24 protein-coding genes are annotated in these 20,942 nt (G+C 71.9%); 12 read left to right on the top strand and 12 right to left on the bottom strand.

From position 1 onward, the window contains the following. Positions 1-27: 27 nt before the first annotated feature. From H7827_RS09710 to H7827_RS09700, 3 genes are all read left to right on the top strand, one after another. Entirely contained in the window at positions 28-1,425 is a 1,398-nt protein-coding gene (locus H7827_RS09710; protein ID WP_432744178.1) for a class II fumarate hydratase, read from the top strand. A 41-nt stretch (positions 1,426-1,466) separates the two neighbouring features. Then, positions 1,467-2,168 carry a cytidylyl-2-hydroxypropylphosphonate hydrolase gene (fomD, locus tag H7827_RS09705; RefSeq protein WP_386535095.1) on the top strand — a complete coding sequence of 234 codons (702 nt, stop codon included), beginning with the start codon at positions 1,467-1,469 and terminating at the stop codon, positions 2,166-2,168. 106 nt (positions 2,169-2,274) lie between these two features. After that, positions 2,275-4,173, top strand: a complete 1,899-nt coding sequence (locus tag H7827_RS09700; RefSeq protein WP_386535097.1) for an ATP-binding SpoIIE family protein phosphatase — start codon at positions 2,275-2,277, stop codon at positions 4,171-4,173. A gap of 36 nt (positions 4,174-4,209) precedes the next feature. Here the strand turns inward: H7827_RS09700 and H7827_RS09695 are convergent, their stop codons facing one another. Both H7827_RS09695 and H7827_RS09690 read right to left on the bottom strand, forming a co-directional pair. Continuing rightward, entirely contained in the window at positions 4,210-4,740 is a 531-nt protein-coding gene (locus H7827_RS09695; protein ID WP_030737528.1) for an alkyl hydroperoxide reductase, read from the bottom strand. Positions 4,741-4,750: 10 nt separating this feature from the next. Next, positions 4,751-5,305 (bottom strand): peroxiredoxin, encoded by a 555-nt coding sequence (locus H7827_RS09690; RefSeq protein WP_030737525.1) that lies wholly within the window; start codon positions 5,303-5,305, stop codon positions 4,751-4,753. 171 nt (positions 5,306-5,476) lie between these two features. Between H7827_RS09690 and H7827_RS09685 the strand changes: the two genes are divergently transcribed. Further along, on the top strand, positions 5,477-6,409 hold the full coding sequence (locus H7827_RS09685; RefSeq protein WP_432744175.1) for a hydrogen peroxide-inducible genes activator: 933 nt from the start codon (positions 5,477-5,479) through the stop codon (positions 6,407-6,409). Here the strand turns inward: H7827_RS09685 and H7827_RS09680 are convergent. Then, a complete protein-coding gene (locus H7827_RS09680; protein WP_386535104.1) occupies positions 6,396-6,713 on the bottom strand; it encodes a hypothetical protein in 318 nt (105 codons plus the stop codon). The two genes, H7827_RS09685 and H7827_RS09680, sit on opposite strands and share 14 nt — an antisense overlap. After that, the gene (locus H7827_RS09675) at positions 6,710-7,651 is read right to left on the bottom strand and encodes an SPFH domain-containing protein (protein WP_386535107.1); all 942 of its coding nucleotides are present in this window, start codon (positions 7,649-7,651) and stop codon (positions 6,710-6,712) included. The genes H7827_RS09680 and H7827_RS09675 overlap by 4 nt, the downstream gene beginning before the upstream one ends. A gap of 115 nt (positions 7,652-7,766) precedes the next feature. Between H7827_RS09675 and H7827_RS09670 the strand changes: the two genes are divergently transcribed. Both H7827_RS09670 and H7827_RS09665 read left to right on the top strand, forming a co-directional pair. Further along, a complete protein-coding gene (locus tag H7827_RS09670) occupies positions 7,767-8,456 on the top strand; it encodes a DUF1707 SHOCT-like domain-containing protein (RefSeq protein WP_432744172.1) in 690 nt (229 codons plus the stop codon). A 212-nt stretch (positions 8,457-8,668) separates the two neighbouring features. After that, positions 8,669-9,022, top strand: coding sequence for a WhiB family transcriptional regulator (locus H7827_RS09665; RefSeq protein WP_386535112.1), 354 nt, complete (start codon positions 8,669-8,671; stop codon positions 9,020-9,022). Between the two features lie 109 nt (positions 9,023-9,131). Here the strand turns inward: H7827_RS09665 and glpX are convergent, their stop codons facing one another. Continuing rightward, the gene (glpX, locus tag H7827_RS09660; protein WP_375878551.1) at positions 9,132-10,163 is read right to left on the bottom strand and encodes a class II fructose-bisphosphatase; all 1,032 of its coding nucleotides are present in this window, start codon (positions 10,161-10,163) and stop codon (positions 9,132-9,134) included. A gap of 148 nt (positions 10,164-10,311) precedes the next feature. Here glpX and H7827_RS09655 point away from each other — a divergent pair, with 148 nt between their 5' ends. Continuing rightward, entirely contained in the window at positions 10,312-10,932 is a 621-nt protein-coding gene (locus tag H7827_RS09655; protein WP_234306976.1) for a DUF4245 domain-containing protein, read from the top strand. 12 nt (positions 10,933-10,944) lie between these two features. Here the strand turns inward: H7827_RS09655 and H7827_RS09650 are convergent, their stop codons facing one another. The 3 genes from H7827_RS09650 to xseA all read right to left on the bottom strand — a co-directional run bounded on the left by H7827_RS09650 (position 10,945) and on the right by xseA (position 13,168). Then, complete coding sequence (locus tag H7827_RS09650) at positions 10,945-11,538, bottom strand: malonic semialdehyde reductase (protein ID WP_030737506.1); 594 nt, start codon at positions 11,536-11,538, stop codon at positions 10,945-10,947. Between the two features lie 113 nt (positions 11,539-11,651). Next, complete coding sequence (locus H7827_RS09645) at positions 11,652-11,930, bottom strand: exodeoxyribonuclease VII small subunit (RefSeq protein ID WP_386535116.1); 279 nt, start codon at positions 11,928-11,930, stop codon at positions 11,652-11,654. Beyond that, a complete protein-coding gene (gene xseA, locus H7827_RS09640; protein ID WP_432744169.1) occupies positions 11,927-13,168 on the bottom strand; it encodes an exodeoxyribonuclease VII large subunit in 1,242 nt (413 codons plus the stop codon). The genes H7827_RS09645 and xseA overlap by 4 nt, the downstream gene beginning before the upstream one ends. A 90-nt stretch (positions 13,169-13,258) precedes the next feature. Here xseA and H7827_RS09635 point away from each other — a divergent pair, with 90 nt between their 5' ends. After that, a complete protein-coding gene (locus H7827_RS09635; RefSeq protein ID WP_386535122.1) occupies positions 13,259-14,269 on the top strand; it encodes a 4-hydroxy-3-methylbut-2-enyl diphosphate reductase in 1,011 nt (336 codons plus the stop codon). On the opposite strand, the gene H7827_RS09630 is transcribed toward H7827_RS09635, so the two are convergent. Next, the gene (locus H7827_RS09630; protein WP_148236134.1) at positions 14,270-14,746 is read right to left on the bottom strand and encodes a DUF6542 domain-containing protein; all 477 of its coding nucleotides are present in this window, start codon (positions 14,744-14,746) and stop codon (positions 14,270-14,272) included. Between the two features lie 199 nt (positions 14,747-14,945). Between H7827_RS09630 and ychF the strand changes: the two genes are divergently transcribed. The 3 genes from ychF to H7827_RS09615 all read left to right on the top strand — a co-directional run bounded on the left by ychF (position 14,946) and on the right by H7827_RS09615 (position 16,919). Continuing rightward, positions 14,946-16,034 (top strand): redox-regulated ATPase YchF, encoded by a 1,089-nt coding sequence (gene ychF / locus H7827_RS09625; protein WP_030737494.1) that lies wholly within the window; start codon positions 14,946-14,948, stop codon positions 16,032-16,034. A gap of 205 nt (positions 16,035-16,239) precedes the next feature. Next, a complete protein-coding gene (locus H7827_RS09620; protein ID WP_386535126.1) occupies positions 16,240-16,524 on the top strand; it encodes a hypothetical protein in 285 nt (94 codons plus the stop codon). Further along, entirely contained in the window at positions 16,506-16,919 is a 414-nt protein-coding gene (locus tag H7827_RS09615; protein ID WP_432744166.1) for a DNA-binding protein, read from the top strand. The genes H7827_RS09620 and H7827_RS09615 overlap by 19 nt, the downstream gene beginning before the upstream one ends. 16 nt (positions 16,920-16,935) lie before the next feature. On the opposite strand, the gene H7827_RS09610 is transcribed toward H7827_RS09615, so the two are convergent. The 3 genes from H7827_RS09610 to H7827_RS09600 form a co-directional block, all read right to left on the bottom strand. Then, complete coding sequence (locus H7827_RS09610; protein WP_432744164.1) at positions 16,936-17,217, bottom strand: hypothetical protein; 282 nt, start codon at positions 17,215-17,217, stop codon at positions 16,936-16,938. A gap of 92 nt (positions 17,218-17,309) precedes the next feature. Then, a complete protein-coding gene (locus tag H7827_RS09605; RefSeq protein WP_432744162.1) occupies positions 17,310-18,017 on the bottom strand; it encodes an alpha/beta hydrolase in 708 nt (235 codons plus the stop codon). A 159-nt stretch (positions 18,018-18,176) separates the two neighbouring features. Then, positions 18,177-18,683, bottom strand: a complete 507-nt coding sequence (locus tag H7827_RS09600) for a MarR family winged helix-turn-helix transcriptional regulator (protein ID WP_386535137.1) — start codon at positions 18,681-18,683, stop codon at positions 18,177-18,179. Between the two features lie 73 nt (positions 18,684-18,756). Between H7827_RS09600 and H7827_RS09595 the strand changes: the two genes are divergently transcribed. Further along, complete coding sequence (locus tag H7827_RS09595; protein ID WP_432744159.1) at positions 18,757-20,916, top strand: MMPL family transporter; 2,160 nt, start codon at positions 18,757-18,759, stop codon at positions 20,914-20,916. Positions 20,917-20,942 lie beyond the last annotated feature (26 nt).

Genomic DNA, 20,942 nt, shown 5'->3' with positions numbered 1-20,942 from the left:
TACCGCTGAGCGCGTTAGCTTGGGGGCATGAGCGACTTCAGTGGTGAGTTCCGGGTCGAGCACGATTCCATGGGGGAGGTGCGGGTCCCGGCCGGGGCGAAGTGGCGGGCCCAGACGCAGCGGGCGGTGGAGAACTTCCCGATCTCCGGGCACCGTCTGGAGCGGGGGCACATCGCGGCGCTGGCCCGGATCAAGGCGGCGGCCGCCACCGTGAACGTACGGCTCGGGGTGCTGGATCCGGACATCGGTGCGGCGATCTCCGCCGCCGCCGACGAGGTGACGGCCGGAACGTGGGACGACCATTTTCCGGTGGATGTCTTCCAGACCGGCTCCGGCACATCGTCGAACATGAACATGAACGAGGTGCTCGCCACGCTCGCCACCGAGCGGCTCGGCCGGCCCGTTCATCCCAATGACCACGTGAACGCCAGCCAGTCCTCCAACGATGTCTTCCCCTCCTCGATCCATGTCGCCGCCACGGCCGCCGTGCTGGAGGAGCTGATTCCGGCGCTGGGCGTGCTGGCCGCCGCGTTCGAGGACAAGAGCGCGGAATTCGCCGTGGTGGTGAAGTCGGGGCGCACCCATCTGATGGACGCCACCCCGGTCACCCTGGGGCAGGAGTTCGGGGGGTACGCGGCGCAGCTCCGGTACGGCCAGGAGCGGTTGCGTTCCGCGCTGCCACGGCTGGCCGAACTGCCGCTGGGCGGTACGGCGGTGGGCACCGGGATCAACACTCCGGCCGGCTTCTCGGCGGCCGTCATCGAGGAGGTGGCCCGTACCACCGGGCTGCCGCTGACCGAGGCGCGGGACCACTTCGAGGCGCAGGGCGCCCGCGACGGCCTGGTGGAGACCTCGGGCCAGCTGCGCACCGTCGCCGTCTCGCTCACCAAGATCTGCAACGACCTGCGCTGGATGGGGTCGGGCCCGCGCGCCGGGCTCGCCGAGATCAACCTTCCCGATCTGCAGCCGGGTTCCTCGATCATGCCGGGCAAGGTCAACCCGGTGATCCCGGAGGCCGTGCTGATGGTGTGCGCCCAGGTCACCGGTGCGGACGCCGCCGTCGCCGCGGCCGGCGCGGCGGGGAACTTCGAGCTGAACGTGATGCTGCCCGTGATGGCCAGGAATCTGCTGGAGTCCATCCGGCTGCTGGCCAACGCCTCCACCCTGCTCGCCGAACGCACCGTGGCCGGAATCACCGCCAACGCCGAACGCGCCCGCGAGTACGCCGAGTCCTCGCCGTCCGTCGTGACCCCCCTCAACCGCTATCTCGGGTACGAGGAGGCCGCCCGGATCGCCAAGCGGGCGCTCGCCGAACGCAAGACCATCCGCGAGACGGTGCTGGACGGCGGCTACGTGGAGCGCGGTGAGCTGACCCTCGCACAGCTCGACGAGGCGCTGGATGTACTGCGCATGACTCATCCTTGAGGGTGGCGCCTTGTCCCGGTCGCCCCGAATATCATGTGCCGATGACAGAACCAGTGCACGCTTGGCGACCAGGGGAACACATTCTGTGGCGTTACCGGGCGAACGCGGCGCCGGGTATTCACATCTGCCGCCCCGTCACCGTGGTCCGCGATGCGCCGGATCTGCTCGCCGTCTGGGTGGCACCGGGTACCGAATGCGTGCGCCCGGCGCTCGCCGACGGCTCCCCGATCCACCAGGAGCCGCTGGCGACCCGCTACACCAAGCCGCGCATCACGGTGCGCGACCGCTGGTCGGGCACCGGGGTGCTCAAACTGGCCCGTCCCGGCGAGCCCTGGTCCGTGTGGCTTTTCTGGGATCGGGGGTGGCGCTTCAAGAACTGGTACGTCAATCTTGAAGAGCCCCTGCACCGCTGGTCGGGCGGGGTCGATTCGGAGGATCACTTTCTCGATATCGCGGTCTATCCCGACCGCAGCTGGGAGTGGCGGGACGAGGACGAATTCGCCCAGGCGCAGCAGGCGGGACTGCTCGACGCCGGTCAGGCGGAGCGGATCCGTGCGGCCGGCCAGGCGGCGACGCGTGTGATCGGGACCTGGGGGCGGCCGTTCAGTGAGAACTGGGAGTCCTGGCGCCCGGATCCGCGCTGGCGGAACCCCGCGCTGCCCCACGACTGGGACCGGACCGCGGTGCTCCCCGCCCCGTTGCGGGACGCGCACCCGGTGCCGCAGCAACCCAGAGCCTCTTGATGCACCCCCCGGCGTCAAACGTAGGATCGACCCCCACGACCGCTCCACCGCACAACATCCCCACTTCGCACGCCAGTTCCTCGCCCGGATGGATGGACATCCCCTCGTGACGGACCCGACCTCACCGCAGCCCGTGGCTCGCACGGCGGACGTACCCTCCCACGCCGGCTCCGCGGCGCTGCCCCACGCGCGCTCCGAGCCCGACCCCGCCGAACATCCACCGGTACGACCGGACGCCGGGGGCGGTGGCGGCGGCGCGGGCACCGTGGGCGGCGGCTCGGGATCCATCGACCGGCTGCGGTTCGTCGGCGTCGCCACCCGGCGCATCGCCCGCGGCTCCGACGCCGACGAGATCATCCTGGGCCTGTGCCGGGCCACCGTGCCCACCTTCGCGGACGCGATCCTCGTCTACCTGCTCAACCCGCTGCCGGTCGGCGACGAACAGCCCCAGAACCCGTGGGTGTTCGTGCTGCGCCGCACCGACCGCATCCCGGACGAGCTGGCCTTCCGCGACGTCTCGGGCGGTCTGGCGGCCGATGGCGGCGGGGGTACGGGGTCGGCCTCCGTACTGCCGCTGCTGTCGGGCGCCCTCGCCCGGGTGGAACTGCGCGGCAACGGCCCGCTCGCCGAGGTGCTGCGCGGGGTGCGCCCCGTGTTCACCGACACACAGGTCTCCCAGCAGGCATTGTCCGAACTGACCGGCGCCGAGACCCTGCCCGAGGAGCGGCACGCCATCCTCGCCCCGCTGCGCGGGCAGCGCCGCGTCATCGGCGCGGCCGTCTTCCTGCGCCGCCCGGACAACGACGCGTTCGAGAAGGACGACCTCCAGGTCGCCCAGCAGCTGTCCACCCACTCCGCGCTCGGCGTGGACAAGGCGATCCTGCACGGCCGCGAGGCGTCGATCGCCGACGAACTCCAGCGCACCATGCTGCCGGACGACCTGCCCCAGCCCACCGGCGTGCGCCTCGCCAGCCGCTACCTCCCCGCCGGGAAGACCGCCCGGGTCGGCGGCGACTGGTACGACGCGATCCCGCTGCCCGGCAGCCGGGTCGCGCTGGTGGTCGGCGACGTGATGGGCCACTCCACCACCTCGGCCGCCATCATGGGCCAGCTGCGCACCACCGTGCAGACCCTCGCCGGGCTCGACCTGCCGCCCCAGGAGGTGCTGCACCACCTGGACGAGCAGGCCCAGCGCCTGGGGGACGACCGCATGGCGACCTGCCTCTACGCGGTGTACGACCCGGTCGCGCACCGCATCACCGCCGCCAACGCGGGCCACCCGCCGCCGGTGCTGCTGCACCGCGACGGCACCACCGAGGTCGTCAACCTGGAGCCCAACGCCCCCATCGGCGTCGGCGGCGTGGACTTCCAGACCGTCGAGCTGCCCGCCCCGCCCGGCTCCACCCTGGTGCTGTACACCGACGGCCTGGTGGAGTCCCGTACCCGCGATGTGTGGACGGGTGTGGAGGACCTGCGCGAGAAGCTCACGGAGACGTCCTCGCTCACCCGGCCCGATCACGCGGCCCCGCTGGAGCCGCTGTGCGACGCCATCCTGGACATCGTGGGCCCCGGCGACCGTGACGACGACATCGCCCTGCTGGCCGCCCGCTTCGAAGGCATCGCGCCCGGCAACGAGGCGTCCCTGGAGCTGGAGCCGCGCCCCGAATCGGTTCGACACGCCCGCCGCCTGGTGCGCGAGTCGCTCGCCGGCTGGGACCTGACCGAGCTGGAGGACGCCGTCGAGCTGCTGGTGTCCGAGGTGGTCACCAACGCCGTGCGGTACGCGGAACGCCCCGTGAGCGTACGGCTGCTGCGCACCGACGTGCTGCGCTGCGAGGTGGGCGACGACGTGCCGCAGCTGCCGCGCCTGCGGCAGGCGGGCCCGGCCGACGAGGGCGGGCGCGGGCTGTACCTGGTGCAGCGGCTGGCCCGCAAGTGGGGCGCGACGCGGCTGTCCACCGGCAAGCTGGTGTGGTTCGAGATGACGCTGCCCGGCCGGTCCTGATCAGGACCGGCCGGGCAGGCCGTGGCACGGGGCCGCTCAGGCGAGGGCGGCCTCGGCGTCCAGGGTGGTGGCGACCGCCTGCACGACGGCGGCGATCTTGAACGCCTCCTGGATGGTCTCCCGGTCGACGCCGGCCTTGCGCAGCACCTGCTCGTGCGAGTCCAGGCACTGGCCGCAGCCGTTGATGGCGGAGACCGCGAGCGACCACAGCTCGAAGTCGACCTTCTCCACGCCCGGGTTGCCGATGACGTTCATCCGCAGCCCGGCGCGCAGGGTGCCGTACTCCGGGTCGCTCAGCAGGTGGCGGGTGCGGTAGAAGACGTTGTTCATCGCCATGACGGCGGCGGCCGACTTGGCGGCGGTGTACGCCTCCTCCGACAGGTTCTCGCGCGCCTGCGGCTCCAGCTCACGCAGCACGAGCGCCGAGCGGGCGGCGATGGCGCAGGCGAGCACGGTGCCCCACAGCTGCTGCTGGGGCAGGGGCGAGTTGCCTATGACGGAGCCGAGGTTCAGCTTCAGGTCCTTGGCGTACGCCGGGACGGACGCCTTCAGTTCGTCGAGAGCCATGAGGTGTGCCTCACGCGCCCGCGAGCAGCGCGACCGGGTCCAGGGTGGTCTCGCCCTTGGTCCAGTTGCAGGGGCACAGCTCGTCGGTCTGCAGCGCGTCCAGCACCCGCAGGACCTCCTTGGGGTTCCGGCCGACGGAGCCCGCGGTGACCATGGTGAACTGGATCTCGTTGTTCGGGTCGACGATGAAGACGGCCCGCTGGGCGAAGCCGTCCTCGCCCTGCACACCGGCGGCACGCATGAGCTCGTGCTTGGAGTCGGCGAGCATCGGGAAGGGCAGGTCGCGCAGGTCGGCGTGGTCCTTGCGCCAGGCGTGGTGCACGAACTCGGAGTCACCGGAGACGCCGAGGATCTGCGCGTCGCGGTCCGCGAACTCCTCCTCCAGCTGCCCGAAGGCGGCGATCTCGGTGGGGCACACGAAGGTGAAGTCCTTCGGCCAGAAGAACACGACGCGCCACTTGCCCTCGTAGGTCTTGTGGTCGATCTGCGCGAACGCGCTCTCGGCGTCGAGGCTGACGCAGGCGGTGAGGTCGTACTCGGGGAACTTGTCGCCGACGGTGAGCAACTCGGTCTCCTTGTGGTGCTGAGGGTGTGCTGCCGGGGCTGCCGGGGGGCTTCCCTGACGGTCTGGGCGGGCACTACGCTGCCATATCGGCCATTGATCTCAGAAATAGCTAGACTCGTCGTGATTAATCGGAGGTAGTTATCAGTGGCCGGTACGACGGGTCCCGCGGGCATGCCCAGACAGCCCACATTCGCGCAGCTGAGAGCGTTCGCCGCGGTGGCGGAGCACCTGCACTTCCGGGAGGCGGCAGCCGCCATCGGGATGAGCCAGCCGGCGCTTTCCGGCGCCGTCGCCGCGCTGGAGGAAACCCTCGATATCACCCTCTTGGAGCGCACCACCCGCAAGGTGCTGCTCTCCCCGGCCGGCGAACGGCTGGCCGTACGGGCCCGCTCCGTGCTGGAGACCGTACGGGAGCTGGTGGAGGAGGCGGAGGCCGCCAGGGCACCGTTCACCGGGGCGCTGCGGCTGGGAGTCATCCCCACCTGCGCGCCGTATCTGCTGCCGACCGTGCTGCGGCTGATCCGCGAGGAGTTCCCCGACCTGGAGCCACGGGTGCACGAGGAGCGCACCGCGGAACTGCTGGAAGGGCTCACCGGCGGGCGGCTGGACGCACTGCTGCTCGCCGTCCCCCTGGGACATCCGGGGGTGATCGAACTGCCGCTGTACGACGAGGACTTCGCGCTCGTCCTGCCGCACGGCCATCCGCTGGCCGGGTGCCGCGACATCCCGCGCGCCGCGCTGCGCGACCTCGACCTGATCCTGCTGGACGAGGGGCACTGCCTGCGCGATCAGGCGCTGGAGATCTGCCAGGAGGCGGGGCGCGAGGCGGGGGCCACCATGGCGGCCAGCGCGGCCGGGCTCTCCACGCTGGTGCAACTGGTGGCCGGGGGCCTGGGGGTGACCCTGCTGCCGCGCACCGCCCTGAAGGTGGAGACGGCGCGCAGCGAGGAACTGGCCACCGGGTTCTTCGCCGATCCGGCGCCCACCCGGCGGATAGCGCTGGTGATGCGCACCGGGACGGCGCGCGCGGAGGAGTTCGAGACGCTGGCACGCGCCCTGCGCCGGGCGCTGCGCCCGCTGCCGGTGCGCATCAGCCGTCCCTAGCGCCCGCCCCGTCGCCCCTGCCCTCGTCCTCGCCCGCGAGCCCGCGGCTCTGCCGGGGCGGCCGGCCGCGCCGCGGGGGCGGGCGGGCGTCGCCCGGCAGCCGCCCGGCCTCCCGCATCGCCTGCCGCAGCAGATAGTCGATCTGCGCGTTGGTGCTGCGCAGCTCGTCCGCGGCCCAGCGCGCGAGCGCGTCGTGGACGGCCGGGTCGAGCCGCAGCAGCACCTGCTTGCGAGCGGGGCGCGCGGTCCGCGCGGGGCGTTCGGGCGGCCCGGGCGGCTCGGAGGGCTCCGCGGGGTCCGTCACTGGTAGAGGGACCCGGCGTTCAGTACGGGCTGGGGCGAGTGGTTGCCGCACAGCACGACCAGCAGATTGGAGACCATGGCGGCCTTGCGCTCCTCGTCCAGCTCGACGATGTCGAGGTCGGTGATGCGGGCGAGCGCCGTCTCGACCATGCCGCAGGCGCCCTCAACGATCGTCTCCCGGGCCGCGACCACGGCACCGGCCTGCTGGCGCTGGAGCATCGCGGAGGCGATCTCGGGGGCGTAGGCGAGGTGCGTGAACCGGGCCTCGATGATCCGTACCCCGGCGGCCTGCACCCGCGCCGTCAGCTCCACGGCCAGCTTCTCGGTGATCTCCTCGGCGTTGCCGCGCAGCGACAGTTCGTCCTCGCCGTGCGCGTCGTAGGGGTACTCGATGGCGATGTGACGCAGCGCGGACTCGGTCTGGGTGGAGACGAACTCCACGAAGTCGTCCACCTCGAAGCTGGCCTGCGCGGTGTCCTCGACCTTCCAGACGATGACCCCGGCCAGTTCGATCGGGTTGCCGTGCGCGTCGTTGACCTTCAGGACCGCGGTCTCGTGGTTGCGCACCCGGGTGGAGATCTTGGTGCGGGTGGTCAGCGGGTTGACCCAGCGCAGCCCGTCCTTGCGGATGGTGCCCGAGTAGCGGCCGAAGAACTGCACCACCCGCGCCTCACCGGGGGCGACCATGTTGAGCCCGCTCATCATGAACACCGAGACCAGGAAGAGCAGCGAGCCCCCGACGATGAGCAGCACGCCCACACCGACGGATTCGTCGTTGGCGAGCACGACGCCGCCGATGCCTGTGCCGATGCTCGCCACGGTGCCCAGGAAGGTGAGCAGCAGGGCGAGCCCGCCCGGAATGCTGTGCGCGGGCGTCTCCCTGACCCGGGGTTCGGGCATCTCGGGTGTGTCGACGGTGAGTTCACTGCCAGTGGTCATGGTGTCCCCGTTCCTGTCACGGCGGCCGGTGCGGCCGTGGCCAACATTAGCAATGTGATAGCACTTTATGGCAAGGGGGTGGTCGCGATGTATCGCGAATCGGTAGCCTGAGGGGGTGACTTCCGAAAAGCCCCCCGCCGTGCCGCTGGCCAAGCCCGCCGCACCCGCCCCCGTGCCGCACGCCGGGCCGGATTCCGTACGTGCCTCCGACGCGGACCGGGACGGGATCGCGGACATCCTGCGCGAGGCGCTGGCCGAGGGCCGGCTGGACGCGGAGGAGCATTCCGAGCGCATCGAGTCCGTCTACCGGGCCAAGACCCTGGGCGAACTGGAGCCGCTGATCCGTGATCTGCCCGCCGGGCAGCGCACCGCCCCGCCGCCCCCGGGCCCCGCCCCGCACCATTCCCCGCCGCACGGCCGCCAGGTGATGGTGCCGGAGGGCCCGCGCAACGTGGTCGCGGTCTTCAGCGCCGCCAACCGGGCCGGCCGCTGGCGGATCGGACTGCGCACAGTGGCCTCCGCGGTCTTCGGCAGCGTCGAACTCGACCTGACCGAGGCGATCTTCGACCAGCCCTACGTGACCATCGACGCCACCGCCGTCTTCGGCAGCGTGGAGATCAAGGTCCCGGAGAACGTCACCGTGCGCACCGGTGGCACCGGGGTGCTGGGCAGCTTCGAAGTGGTGGAGATGGTCTCCGGTGACCCGGGCGCCCCGGTGATCATGGTCAAGGGCGCGGCCGTCTTCGGATCCGTCGAGGCGCGGCCGGTACCGGGGAAGGCGGTGCGGAACCTCCGCAATGCCTGAGATGTCCGGCTGATGTGGCGGATGCGGACGCCCGTGTGGTTGCTCCGTGCATAAGCGCGCGTACAGCGGGTAGGGCTCGGGGGACCGTCACTCGTATGGCCGCGCGAGGTGGGAAAGGCACTCTCCATTCAGTTGGGGACTGGTCCGGTCCGGGTGAGGGTCTCTTAGCCAGCCATGAGCGACCCCCGGTAGCCGTCGTCAGGAGTTTGACTGTGCTGCAATCGTCACCGCCCCAAGAGTCCCAGTGGTCACCGGCCGTCCCGGCTCAGCGCAGTTCGAGAGACCTGGCGGGGCCATGGCACTCCGAGGCAGCGTGCCGGCGGGATGAGGCAGGACTCTTCTTCGCCCCCTCCCAGGAGCCCACCGCGGCCCGGCTCTCCCGTGAACAGGCCGCCAAGGCCGTGTGCGCGCGCTGCCCGGTGCTGCTCGAATGCCGGGAGCACGCGCTGCTCCAGCCCGAGCCGTACGGGGTGTGGGGCGGCCTGACCGCCGCCGAACGCCGCGTGGTGCTCAGCAGGCGCCGCCGCCGCGAGGCCACCAGCGGCAGTACCACGCGCGTCGCCTGACCGGTCCCCCCACACCGGCCGGGCACGCCACCCGCCGGCCGGCCCGCACCCGTGCGCGGGCCGGCCCCCGGGAGCCGGCCTCCCACCCGGCCGCTCCTTCCGTACGGGCTCACTTGCCCCGGTCGAAGTCCACCGCGCTGTACGCGCGCAGCTTGGACAGCCGGTGCGTGGAGTCGATCTGCCGGATGGTGCCCGAGCGCGAACGCATCACCAGTGACTGGGTGGTGGCCGTCTCGGGCCGGTAGCGCACCCCGCGCAGCAGCTCGCCGTCCGTGATGCCGGTCGCCACGAAGAAGACGTTCTCCCCGCGCACCAGGTCATCCGTGTGCAGCACCCGGTCCAGATCGTGTCCGGCGTCCAGCGCCGCCCGCTTCTCCGTCTCGTCCTTGGGCCACAGCTTGCCCTGGATGGTGCCGCCCAGACACTTGATGGCGCAGGCCGCGATGATGCCCTCCGGGGTTCCGCCGATGCCCAGCAGCAGGTCGGCCCCGGTGCCCTCGCGCACACTCATGATGGCGCCGGCCACGTCCCCGTCCGAGATCAGCTTCACCCGGGCTCCCGCCTCACGGACCTGCCGCACCAGGTCGTCGTGGCGCGGCCGGTCCAGGATCACCACGGTCACATCGCCCGGCGCGCCGCCCTTCGCCTTGGCGACGCGGCGCACGTTCACGGCGGGCGGCGCGTCGATGTCCACGAACTCGGCGGCCTCGGGCCCGGTCGCCAGCTTGTCCATGTAGAACACAGCACTCGGGTCGAACATCGCGCCGCGCTCGGCCACCGCCAGCACCGAGACCGCGTTGCCCATGCCCTTGGCGGTCAGCGTCGTCCCGTCCACCGGGTCCACGGCCACATCGCACTCGGGGCCGGTGCCGTCGCCCACCCGCTCGCCGTTGTACAGCATCGGGGCCTCGTCCTTCTCCCCCTCGCCGATGACCACCACGCCGTTCATCGACACGGTGGAGACCAGCGCCCGCATGGCCTTCACGGCGGCACCGTCCGCGCCGTTCTTGTCGCCCCGGCCCACCCAGCGCCCCGAGGCCATCGCCCCGGCCTCGGTGACCCGTACCAGCTCCAGGGCCAGGTTGCGGTCGGGTGCCTCGGGAGACACTTCGAGCGGCTGCGGAAGATGATGGTCGGGCATCGGTACGCACCTTTCTGCGCGGCTTGGCCGCTGGATGAGGGTGCTCATGACTTTAGCCGGAATTCGTACACCTGAGCAGAGTGCCCATCTGATGAGCGACCCCGGGGGTGGTTCCGCGCCCGTCCGGGGCATACGGGACGATGGACGGGTGGCGAGCGATGCGGACGTGACCGAGAAGAGCGAGCAGACCGGCCCGGCGGACGGGGCCCCGGTGGCGGAGGCGCAGGCGCCGCCCAAGCGGCCCAAGCTGAAGACGGCCCGCGACATGGTGCTGTCCATGGCGGTGATCACGGCCGTGTCGTTCGGGCTGTACCTGTTCGCCCCCGGCGGCGACGCCGGCGCGGACCCGGTCAAGCCCATCAGCTACGAGGCCGAGGCCGATCTCGCGGCCCGCGCCGCCCCCTACGCACTGCTCGCCCCCGAGGGGCTGCCGGACGACTGGCGTGCCACCTCGGTGCGGTACCGGGCCACCGACCCGTTCGGCGCCACCTGGAAGCTCGGCTTCGTGGACCCGGACAACGAGTACGCCGGGCTCGTCCAGGCCAACGGCGACCCCGCCCCCTTCGTCGCCGACGCCACCCAGGGCGCCGAGGACACCGGTGAGACCGTGTCCGTGGGCGGCGAGGAGTGGGCCTGGTACGAGGGGACGCGGTACGACGCCCTCGTGCTGGAGGGGGCGGAGGTGACCACCGTGGTCACCGGCACCGCCCCGCGCGCACAGCTGACGGAGCTGGCCGGATCGCTCCGGGTCAGGTCCGCCGGGCAGTGAGCCGCAAGAGGCTCACAGCACGCTGACCGCCTCGGCGTACTCCAGACGCGGCTTGCGCGGGAGGAACGCGTCGGGGCCGGGGCGGCCGATGTTCACCACCAGCAGCGCCTTCTGCCGGCCGTCGCCGAAGAACTCCTTGTCGACGCCCTGCGCGTCGAAGCCGCTCATCGGGCCGGCCGCCAGCCCCGCCGCCCGCACGCCCAGCAGGAAGTACCCGGCCTGGAGCGTCGCGTTGAAGCTGCCGTGCCGCTCGCGCAGCTCGGCCTCCCCGTACATGTCGTCCTTGAGGGTGGGCCGCGCCGGCAGCAGCCGGGGCAGCTTCTCGTGGAAGTCCAGGTCCACCGAGAGGATGGCCGTCAGCGGCGCGCTGCCGGTCTTGTCCCGGTTGCCCCGCGACATCAGCGGCAGCAGCCGCTCCCTGGCCTCGCGCGAGCGCAGCAGGGTGATCCGCAGCGGCGACTGGTTGAACGCGGTCGGCGCCAGCTTGATCAGGTCGTACACCGCCTGGATCTGCTCCTCGCTCACCGGCTCCCCGGTGAACGTGTTGGCGGTGTGCGCCTCGCGGAACAGCAGGTCCTGCGCGGTGGGGTCGAGGGCGAGGGTCATCGGGACGGCGCCTTTCATCGGGAGTACGGGACCCGGGGCCGTGCCACCGGGCCGGGGGAGACTTCCCCGCCCCGCCAACCCCGACGCGTCCGTCCGCTATTCCCTCTTGTCCGTCATTCCTCCCGCTCCGCGTCCCCTGCGGCGGCCTCCGCCGCCTCCTCCGCCCGCAGGGCCTGGTCGAGCCTGGCCCGGGCGCCGGCCAGCCAGCCGGCGCAGATCTTCGCCAGCTCCTCGCCGCGCTCCCACAGCGCCAGGGACTCCTCCAGGGTGACCCCGCCCGCCTCCAGCCGGCGAACCACATCGATCAGCTCGTCCCGCGCCTGCTCGTAGCTGAGCGCCGGGTCCGTGCCCGCTTCCGCCATGTCCGCCACCTCGTGTCCGCCGTCCGTCATCGCTGTTCCGCCCGTCCCTGCTGCTGATCCGGCTCGTCCACCGTCACCGTGAACGCTCCCTCGGCCACCCGTGCCCGCAGCGTCTCACCGGACGCCACCTCGGACGGGTCCCGCACCGCCGCGCCGTCCGCGCGCTGGAGCACGGCGTAGCCGCGCCGCAGGGTGGCCGCCGGCGACAGCGCCACCACCCGCGCCCTGGTGTGCGTCAGATCGGCCTCCGCCCGCTCCAGCAGATGCCCCAGGGTGCGCCGCGACCTGGCCACCAGGGCCTCGATCTCCTCCGCCCGCCCCGCGATCATCCGCTGCGGTTCGGCCAGCACCGGCCGGCTGACCGCCGCCGCCAGACCCCGCTCCTCACGGTCCAGATAGGTCTCCAGCACCCACCGGCCGCGCTCGCGCAACTGCCGCACCCGGGACTGCTCCTCGCCCACATCGGGCACCGTCCGCTTGGCGGCGTCGGTGGGCGTGGAGGCCCGCAGGTCCGCCACCAGGTCCAGCAGCGGCGAGTCCGGCTCGTGCCCGATGGCCGAGACCACCGGCGTACGGGCCGCGGAAACCGCCCGGATCAGCGCCTCGTCCGAGAACGGCAGCAGATCCTCCACACTCCCGCCGCCCCGCGCCACGATGATCACATCGACCTCGGGGTCGGCGTCCAGCTCCTGGAGCGCCTCGATGACCTGCGGAACGGCGTGCACCCCCTGCACCGCCACATTGCGCACCGCGAACCGCACCGCCGGCCAGCGCAGCCGCGCGTTCTGCAGCACATCGCGCTCGGCCGCCGACGCCCGCCCGGTGACCAGACCCACGCACCCGGGCAGAAACGGCAGCGGGCGCTTGCGCTCGGGCGCGAACAGGCCCTCGGACGCCAGCGACTTCTTCAGTGCTTCGAGCCGCGCCAGCAACTCCCCGACGCCCACCGCCCGCAGATCGGTCGCCCGCAGCGACAACTGCCCACGCGGGGCGTACCACTCCGGCTTGCCGAACACCACCACCCGCGCGCCCTCGCCGATGACATCCGCCACACGATCGAACACACCTCGGAAACAGGTGACCGTCAGTGAGATGTCGTGGGACGGGTCGCGCAACGTGAGGAACACCACGCCCGCTCCCGGCCTGCGCGAGATCTGGGTGATCTGCCCCTCCACCCACACCGCGCCCAGCCGGTCGATCCACCCGCCGATCAGCCGGGACACCTCGCCGACCGGCATCGGCTGCTCCGCCGTCGTCTGTACCGCCATGCCCGCAACGCTAGCGCCGCCCACCGACAGTTCCCGCCCACCGCCCCCGCAGCGCCCGCACCGCCGCCCGCCCGCGGGGCCCTGCGTACGATGGGAGACATGGCCGACCCAGCACTTCCCGCCACCGCCGAGCCCGCCCGCCGCGTCCTGCTCGCCGCCCCCCGGGGCTACTGCGCGGGCGTGGACCGCGCCGTCCTCGCCGTGGAAGCGGCCCTCGAACAGTACGGCGCCCCGATATACGTCCGGCACGAGATCGTCCACAACAAGTACGTGGTACAGACGCTGGAGCGCAAAGGCGCCGTCTTCGTCGAGGAGACCGCCGAGGTCCCCGAGGGCTCCATCGTGATCTTCTCCGCGCACGGAGTCGCCCCCGAGGTGCACCGGGAGGCCGAGCGCGGCAAGCTCGCCACCATCGACGCCACCTGCCCGCTGGTCACCAAGGTGCACAAGGAAGCGGTCCGGTTCGCCCAGGACAACTACCAGATCCTGCTCATCGGCCACGAGGGCCACGAGGAGGTCATCGGCACCAGTGGCGAGGCCCCCGAGCACATCACCCTGGTCGACGGTCCCGCCGACGCCGCCACGGTCCAGGTGCCCGACCCCGACAAGGTCGTGTGGCTCTCCCAGACCACCCTGTCGGTCGACGAGACGATGGAGACGGTGGACGCCCTCAAGGGGCGCTTCCCCAACCTGCTCAGCCCGCCCAGTGACGACATCTGCTACGCCACGCAGAACCGCCAGCTGGCCATCAAGCAGGTGGCGGCCGGCGCCGACCTGGTGCTGGTGGTCGGCTCGAAGAACTCCTCGAACTCCGTCCGGATGGTGGAGGTCGCCCTCGGCGCGGGCGCCGGCGCCGCGCACCTGGTGGACAACGCCTCGGAGATCGACGAGGCATGGCTGAGCGGCGTCACCACCGTGGGCCTGTCCTCCGGGGCCTCGGTGCCCGAGGTGCTGGTCGAGGGCGTGCTGGAGTGGCTCTCCGAGCGCGGCTACGCCGACGTCGAGCTGGTGCAGCCCACCGAGGAGCACATCCAGTTCTCGCTCCCCAAGGAACTGCGCCGCGACCTGCGCGCCGAGGCCGCCGCGAAGGCCGCGGGCTGACTAGCGCGAGGCGGCGGCCCGGCGCCGCCGCCTCCTGATCCGGCCGACGGCCACCCCGATCGCGCGCAGCAGCGCCAGACCGGCGGCGGTGGCCGTCCCGCCGAACAGCCACGGCGCGCGCAGCGCCAGCTCGGTGACGGCGGCCATCGGCCCCAGGGTGGTGACCAGCCCGATCGCGAAGGCGATGGGGGCGGCCACCGGGGCACAGATGAGATCGGCCGGCCGCACCCACAGCGCCGCGACGGCGCAGGCGAGGATGAACAGCACCCCGTACAGGGAAGGGGCGCCGCCCATCGGCTCGCACAGCCAGGCGGCGCCGACCATCGCGACGGTGGCCAGCACCCCGCAGCCGAGTCCGGTCAGCCGGGGACGGGGGAGTCGGGAGAGTGCCGCCAGCACGGGGGGCACGGGGCGGGTACGCGGGCGGTTCCGCATCGCCGCCTGCCCGGCGGGCCGGGGCACACTCGTCCGCACCACGGCGGGATACTGCCGAGGGTGCTCGGTTGTGTGCGTACTGTATTCCACAGGTCCAACGTAAGCCGCCGGACGGGGGCCAGGCGGGTATGGACACGCTTGACGTTCCATATGACTGTGCGCCCGGAGTCGCGGTCGGCCCCGTGACCGCGCCCGTAGACTGGACGACGGCCCTTTTCTCCTCGCTACGGGAAGTCGTCACGTGTCGCTCACGATCGGAATCGTCGGTCTGCCGAATGTCGGCAAGTCGACCCTGTTCAACGCCCTGACCAAGAACGACGTGCTGGCGGCCAACTATCCGTTCGCCACCATCGAGCCGAACATCGGCGTGGTCGGCGTGCCGGACGCCCGGCTGGGCGAGCTGGCCAAGGTCTTCGGCTCCCAGCGCCAGCTGCCGGCCACGGTGGACTTCGTCGACATCGCCGGCATCGTGCGCGGCGCCAGCGAGGGCGAGGGCCTGGGCAACAAGTTTCTGGCGAACATCCGCGAGTCGGACGCCATCTGCCAGGTCATCCGCGCCTTCAAGGACGAGAACGTCATCCATGTCGACGGCAAGGTCTCGCCCAAGAGCGACATCGAGACGATCGACACCGAGCTGATCCTGGCCGACCTCCAGACCGTGGAGAAGGTGCTGCCCCGGCTCCAGAAGGAGTCGCGGATCAAGAAGGACCGGCTGCCGGTGGTCAAGGCGGTCGAGGAGGCCCAGGCCATCCTGGAGGACGGCCGCACCCTGTTCTCGGCCGGCATCATCCAGGGCAGCGAGCGCGCCGAGCCGCTGCGCGAGCTGCACCTGCTGACCGTCAAGCCGTTCCTGTACGTCTTCAACGTGGACGAGGACGAGCTGACCGACGAGACTTTCAAGGACGAGCAGCGGGCGCTGGTGGCCCCGGCCGAGGCGGTCTTCCTGAACGCCAAGCTGGAGGCCGACCTCGCCGAACTGTCCGACGAGGACGCGCTGGAGCTGCTGGAGTCGGTGGGCCAGGACGAGCCGGGCCTGGCGAAGCTGGCCCGGGTCGGCTTCGAGACGCTGGGCCTGCAGACCTACCTGACGGCCGGCCCCAAGGAAGCCCGCGCCTGGACCATCCCCAAGGGCGCCACCGCCCCGGAGGCGGCCGGTGTCATCCACACCGACTTCCAGAAGGGCTTCATCAAGGCGGAGGTCATCTCCTACGAGGACCTGATCGCCACCGGCTCCACGGCCGAGGCCCGCGCCCAGGGCAAGGCCCGGGTGGAGGGCAAGGACTACGTGATGCGCGACGGTGACGTGGTGGACTTCCGCTTCAATGTGTAGCGGGTGATCTCACACCACGTTGCTGATCTGGCAAACATGCAGGTCAGATGGGGTCCGACTCTTCGGGGTCGGGCCCTTTGGTTTTTACCGTGCTGGGATGGGATGAGGGCGCCCGTGCTGGGATTTGTGCGAGCAGGGCGTTGACCGAGCTGTGAAGGTAGTGCGGACGTGGCACTTTTCCTACTCGTTTGACACAATCGGGGGCATGGCTGAGTCGACGTACAGCATTGGGGAAGGCCCGGCGACGCGGGTGAGCCTGTCGCTGCCGGAGGGGACCGCGGAGGCGATCCGGGCGCGGGTGGGCAAGCGGGAGTTCTCCGCGTTCATCGCCGAGGCGGTCGAGCGTGAGCTGCGCGGCCAGGTCCTGGACGAGTACCTGGCGGACTACGAGAGCCGCAAGGGGCCGGTCTCCGAGCCGACCCGGCGGCGGGCGCGCCAGGTCTTCGATGAGGTGTTCGCCGAGGAGGCCGAGTGGCCCGCCGCAGGCTGAGTCACGAGGGGACGCTGGTCCTCGACAGCGAGGGATTCTCGAAGCTGCTCGCCGACGACGAGCAGGTGGTGGCTCTGATCGCTGAGGCGCGCTCGCGGGGCATGGAGGTCGTGATCAGTGCGCCCACCATTATCGAAGCCGTCCACGCCCGTACGAACAAGTCACGCCTGAACTGGGTGCTTTCCGGGCTGCGGGTCGTCCCGGTCGGTGACGAGGAGGCGAGGGCGGCCTCGAAGTTGCTGATGAACGCCGGTTTGCATGGGCACAAGTACGCGATCGATGCGGCGGTCGCCGAGGCCGCGCTGCGACAGCACCGCCCTGTGGTCATGCTGACTTCCGATATTGACGACATGGCCAAGCTGTGCGGCGAGCGGGTCCGGCTCGTTGCGGTGTGATTTCCCTTGGTCCGGCTCAGTAGGAGCGTGGTCCGTAGGGGCTCCGGTGACCGAGGAATGGCTTGAGGTCGTCGCCGCTGGGTTTCGGCGGCGTGGGCAGTTTCGGCGCTGAGGCCGATTCGGCTCCGTCCTTCAGAAGGATCGCGAAGACGACGCGGCGCGGGGTGAAATTCTCGGGGATGCTGCGGGCCGGATCGCTGTTGACGTGTACGGGCCGGGCGAACTCCGCGCGTTCCACCACCTCCGCCAGGTGTGCACGCACGTCGCGGATGGACTCTCTGGGCAGTGGCCGCGTCATGCGGTCAAAGGTGCCAAGTGTCGGATGTGTTCACAACCGGGTGCTGCCCGAGCGAGTGTGAGACCCATGGGTGACGGTGTCGATGCCGACGTTCATCGTGTCGGGTCCGGGCTGGAATCCGGGGGGCGGGGAGCCGTCGGCAGGGCGGCCAGGAGGTCTGTGACGGTGCGGGCCACGGTGCGGTGCCAGTGGTCGCTGCGGCGGAGCATCGCGTGGTCCCCACCGGCGACCGGGGTGAACTCGGCCCGTGCGCCCGCGGTGCGGGCCCGGTCGGCGAAGGACGCGGACGCACGGGGGTCGGTGATCCGGTCGCGGTCGCCGTGCAGCACGACGACGTGCTTCCCCTTCAGGTGCGCGACCGGTTCGCCGTCGGGGCACCAGGGTGCCAGTGCCAGGATGGCCGTGACCTGTGGTGTGTCCGCGGCGCGCAGTGCGGCACGGCCGCCCATCGAGTGGCCCACGAGGATCGTGGGGAGGTCAGGGAAGCGCTGGGAGAGTTCCGCCAGCGCCCGGCGGGTGTCCCGCAGCGGGTCCTCGTCCCGGCCGTTCCAGCCCCGCACCCGGTAGCGGACGCTGCCGATGAGGACGTCGTCCCCGGCTGTGCCCGCCACCGTACGGATGAAGGGGCGCATCCGCAGGGCTGCCAGGTGCCAGGGCCGTGACGGGTCCGTGCTGTCGGTCCGGCCGCCGTGGAGGAAGAGGACGGCGGCCCCGGGGCCGGCGGGTGCGCGGCGGGTCAGCAGGGCCGGCCTGTGCGCGGATGCCGCTCCGGGAGCGGGAGAGTGAGCCTGTCGTGCCATGCCTGTACCTCTTTCGTCCTGGAGCCGATCCCGGCAGGAGCGCCGGTCCACGGATGATCCGAGGCCGTGCGCCCGGTGGCTTGGTCTGCCGAGGGCGAGAGGGGGAGAGGGGGAGGTCAAAGCCTGTGCGGCCCGATGGATACGCGGGTGGGCGGGGGGTCAGGGCCGCTGGTCGCGGATGCCGGCGAGTTCTTCGTTGAGGGAGGACAGGAAGCCGCCGATGGCGCGCCGTTCGGCGTCGGAGAACGGGGTCATCGCCGTGGCCGTGACGGTGGCCAGGGGCTGGAAGAACTCGCGGGCCACGCGTTTGCCCTCGGGCGCGTAGTGGAGGTGGACCACGCGCCGGTCCTGGGCGTCGCGGGTGCGCCGGATGTGGCCGGCGCGTTCCAGGCGGTCCAGGCAGGCGGTCATGGCGCCGGAGGTGAGGTTGAGACGGGCCCGCAGCCGCCCGGGGGTCATCGGCTCGCCGCCGTTCTCCGGGCCCTCGTCGAGGATGCTGATCAGCGCCTGGACGTCCGTGGGATGCAGGCCCTGGTCGTGGGCGAACGCGTGGATGAGCCGGTTGAACTCGCCCGTCATCCTCCGCAGCAGTACGGCGTAGCTGCGCAGCGTGCCCGGATCCGCGGGGGAGGCGGAAGGGGACGGGGGCTGGTTCGGCGGCGGCATGCCCCCAGCGTAATATCTCTCAATGGCCGAGATAGTTCACGGCAAAGATAGATTCGCCACGACGAGGAGCAGCATGAACGGGCCGTCACGTGCCACCAGATGGGGCATCCCCCTGATCCTGCTCGCCCTGTGGCTGGGCATCGGCGGGGTGCTCGGCCCGTTCGCCGGGCGGCTGGGCGAGGTCTCCACCAACGACCAGGCCGCCTTCCTGCCGCAGAGCGCGGAATCCACCCGGGTCATCGAGGAGCAGCGGGCCTTCGACCAGGACGGCACCCTGCCGGCGATCGTCGTGTGGACCGCCACCGACGGCGGCCCGCTGCCCGAGGGCGCCGCGGCCGTCGCCGGGGCGGCCCTGGCCGCCCTGGAGGGTGAGCCCGGGGTGCTCGGTGTCTCACCCGCCCTGCCCTCCGAGGACGGCGAGGCCCTGCAGGGCGTCGTCCAGTTGTCCCCCGACCTCGGGGAGGAGCTGGAACCGGTCCTCGAATCCGTCCGGGAGGCCGTCACCGTACCCGGCGGACTGACGGCACTGATCGGCGGTCCCGCGGCCAGCCAGGTCGATCTCTCCGGCGCCTTCGCCGGCATCGACGGCCTGCTGCTGGGGGTGGCCGTGATCACCGTGCTGCTCATCCTGCTGCTCGTCTACCGCAGCGTGCTGCTCCCGCTGGCCATCATCACCGGCGCGGTCCTCGCCCTGTCCCTGGCCTGCGCCGTGGTCTACGCGCTCGCCGACCGTGACATCGTGCGGGTGGACGGCCAGGTGCAGGGCATCCTGTCGATCCTGGTGATCGGCGCGGCCACCGACTACGCGCTGCTGTACACCGCCCGGTTCCGCGAGGAGCTGGTCGCCGGCCGGGACCGTTTCCCGGCGGCGCTGCGGGCCGCGCGCAACTCGGCCGGGGCCATCGTCGCCAGCGCCGCCACCGTCGCCCTCGGACTGCTGGCCCTGCTGCTGAGCGACCTCACCAACAACCAGGCCCTGGGCCCGGTCGGCGCCATCGGCATCGCCTGCGCCGTGCTCAGCACCCTGACCTTCCTGCCCGCCGTGCTCATCCTGCTGGGCCGCTCCGCGTACTGGCCGGCCCGGCTGCCCCGTACGGCCGCCCCCGCCGCCGCTGACGAGCCTGCCGCCACCACCGAGATTCCGGAGCCGGCGGGCGGCGCGGGCGTGTGGCACCGCGTCGCCGCCCTGGTCGACCGCGCGCCCAGGAAGGTGTGGGCGACGACCCTCGCCCTGCTCGTGGCCTGCGCCGCGTTCGCCCCGCTGCTGGACTCGCGCGGCGTGCCACTGGAGGAGACCTTCATCCGTGACGCCCCCTCGGTGACCGCCCAGGCGGTGCTGAGCGAGCACTTCCCCGGCGGCTCCGGGAACCCGGCCGTGGTCATCGCCGCGGCCGACGCCGTGACGGAGGTGGCCCAGGCCGCCGCCGCCACCGCCGGGGTGGACTCGGCCACGCCCGTGACCGCCTCCGGTGCCCCCGGCGGCGAGCCGCTGGTCGTCGACGACCGGGTGCGGATCAACGTCACCCTGGCGGACCCGGCCGACAGCCGGGCGGCGGAGCAGACCGTCGAGCGGCTGCGCGACACGCTGGGCGAGGTGCCCGGGGCCGACGTGCTGGTCGGCGGCTACACGGCGCAGCAGTACGACACCCAGGCCACCGCCGCCTCGGACCGGCTGCTGATCATCCCGGTCGTTCTGGTGATCATCGTGCTGGTCCTGGTGGGGCTGCTGCGCTCGCTGCTGATGCCGCTGCTGCTGGTGGCCACCGTGGCGCTGAACTACCTCGCCACGCTGGGCATCTCGGCGCTGGTCTTCCAGTACCTGTTCGGTTTCAGCGGCACGGACGCCTCCGTCCCGCTGTACGGCTTCGTCTTCCTGGTGGCGCTGGGGGTGGACTACAACATCTTCCTGATGTCCCGGGTCCGCCAGGAGACGGTCCTGCACGGTACGCGGCAGGGGCTGCTGCGCGGGCTGATCTCCACCGGCGGGGTCATCACCTCCGCCGGAGTGGTGCTGGCGGCGACCTTCGCGGCGCTGCTCGTCATCCCGCTCGCGTTCCTCGCCCAGCTGGCCTTCATCGTGGCCTTCGGGGTGCTGGTGGACACGCTCGTCGTCCGCTCGCTGCTGGTGCCCGCCCTGGTGCGGGACATCGGCCCGCGCTCGTGGTGGCCGGCCCGCCCCGGCGGCGCGGCGGACGCGGCCGGTGACCGGGAGAACACCCCGGCCGGCGTCTGACGCCGGCCGGCCCCCGACGGCCGGGT

The sequence above is a fragment of the Streptomyces sp. JH002 genome, from assembly GCF_050916115.1.
Taxonomy (GTDB): Bacteria; Actinomycetota; Actinomycetes; order Streptomycetales; family Streptomycetaceae; genus Streptomyces; species Streptomyces xiamenensis.
The sequence above is the reverse complement of the archived record's forward strand: the minus strand, read 5'-3'. Positions and strand labels throughout refer to the sequence as shown.

What these genes read in the sequence shown, in the direction of transcription:
- H7827_RS09710 (WP_432744178.1), top strand. Translation starts at nt 28, where the DNA reads ATGAGCGACTTCAGTGGTGAGTTCCGGGTCGAGCACGATTCCATGGGG.
- fomD (WP_386535095.1), top strand. Translation starts at nt 1,467, where the DNA reads ATGACAGAACCAGTGCACGCTTGGCGACCAGGGGAACACATTCTGTGG.
- H7827_RS09695 (WP_030737528.1), bottom strand. Translation starts at nt 4,740, where the DNA reads ATGGCTCTCGACGAACTGAAGGCGTCCGTCCCGGCGTACGCCAAGGAC.
- H7827_RS09685 (WP_432744175.1), top strand. Translation starts at nt 5,477, where the DNA reads ATGCCCAGACAGCCCACATTCGCGCAGCTGAGAGCGTTCGCCGCGGTG.
- H7827_RS09675 (WP_386535107.1), bottom strand. Translation starts at nt 7,651, where the DNA reads ATGACCACTGGCAGTGAACTCACCGTCGACACACCCGAGATGCCCGAA.
- glpX (WP_375878551.1), bottom strand. Translation starts at nt 10,163, where the DNA reads ATGCCCGACCATCATCTTCCGCAGCCGCTCGAAGTGTCTCCCGAGGCA.
- H7827_RS09650 (WP_030737506.1), bottom strand. Translation starts at nt 11,538, where the DNA reads ATGACCCTCGCCCTCGACCCCACCGCGCAGGACCTGCTGTTCCGCGAG.
- H7827_RS09645 (WP_386535116.1), bottom strand. Translation starts at nt 11,930, where the DNA reads ATGACGGACGGCGGACACGAGGTGGCGGACATGGCGGAAGCGGGCACG.
- xseA (WP_432744169.1), bottom strand. Translation starts at nt 13,168, where the DNA reads ATGGCGGTACAGACGACGGCGGAGCAGCCGATGCCGGTCGGCGAGGTG.
- H7827_RS09635 (WP_386535122.1), top strand. Translation starts at nt 13,259, where the DNA reads ATGGGAGACATGGCCGACCCAGCACTTCCCGCCACCGCCGAGCCCGCC.
- H7827_RS09620 (WP_386535126.1), top strand. Translation starts at nt 16,240, where the DNA reads ATGGCTGAGTCGACGTACAGCATTGGGGAAGGCCCGGCGACGCGGGTG.
- H7827_RS09610 (WP_432744164.1), bottom strand. Translation starts at nt 17,217, where the DNA reads ATGACGCGGCCACTGCCCAGAGAGTCCATCCGCGACGTGCGTGCACAC.
- H7827_RS09605 (WP_432744162.1), bottom strand. Translation starts at nt 18,017, where the DNA reads ATGGCACGACAGGCTCACTCTCCCGCTCCCGGAGCGGCATCCGCGCAC.
- H7827_RS09600 (WP_386535137.1), bottom strand. Translation starts at nt 18,683, where the DNA reads ATGCCGCCGCCGAACCAGCCCCCGTCCCCTTCCGCCTCCCCCGCGGAT.
- H7827_RS09595 (WP_432744159.1), top strand. Translation starts at nt 18,757, where the DNA reads ATGAACGGGCCGTCACGTGCCACCAGATGGGGCATCCCCCTGATCCTG.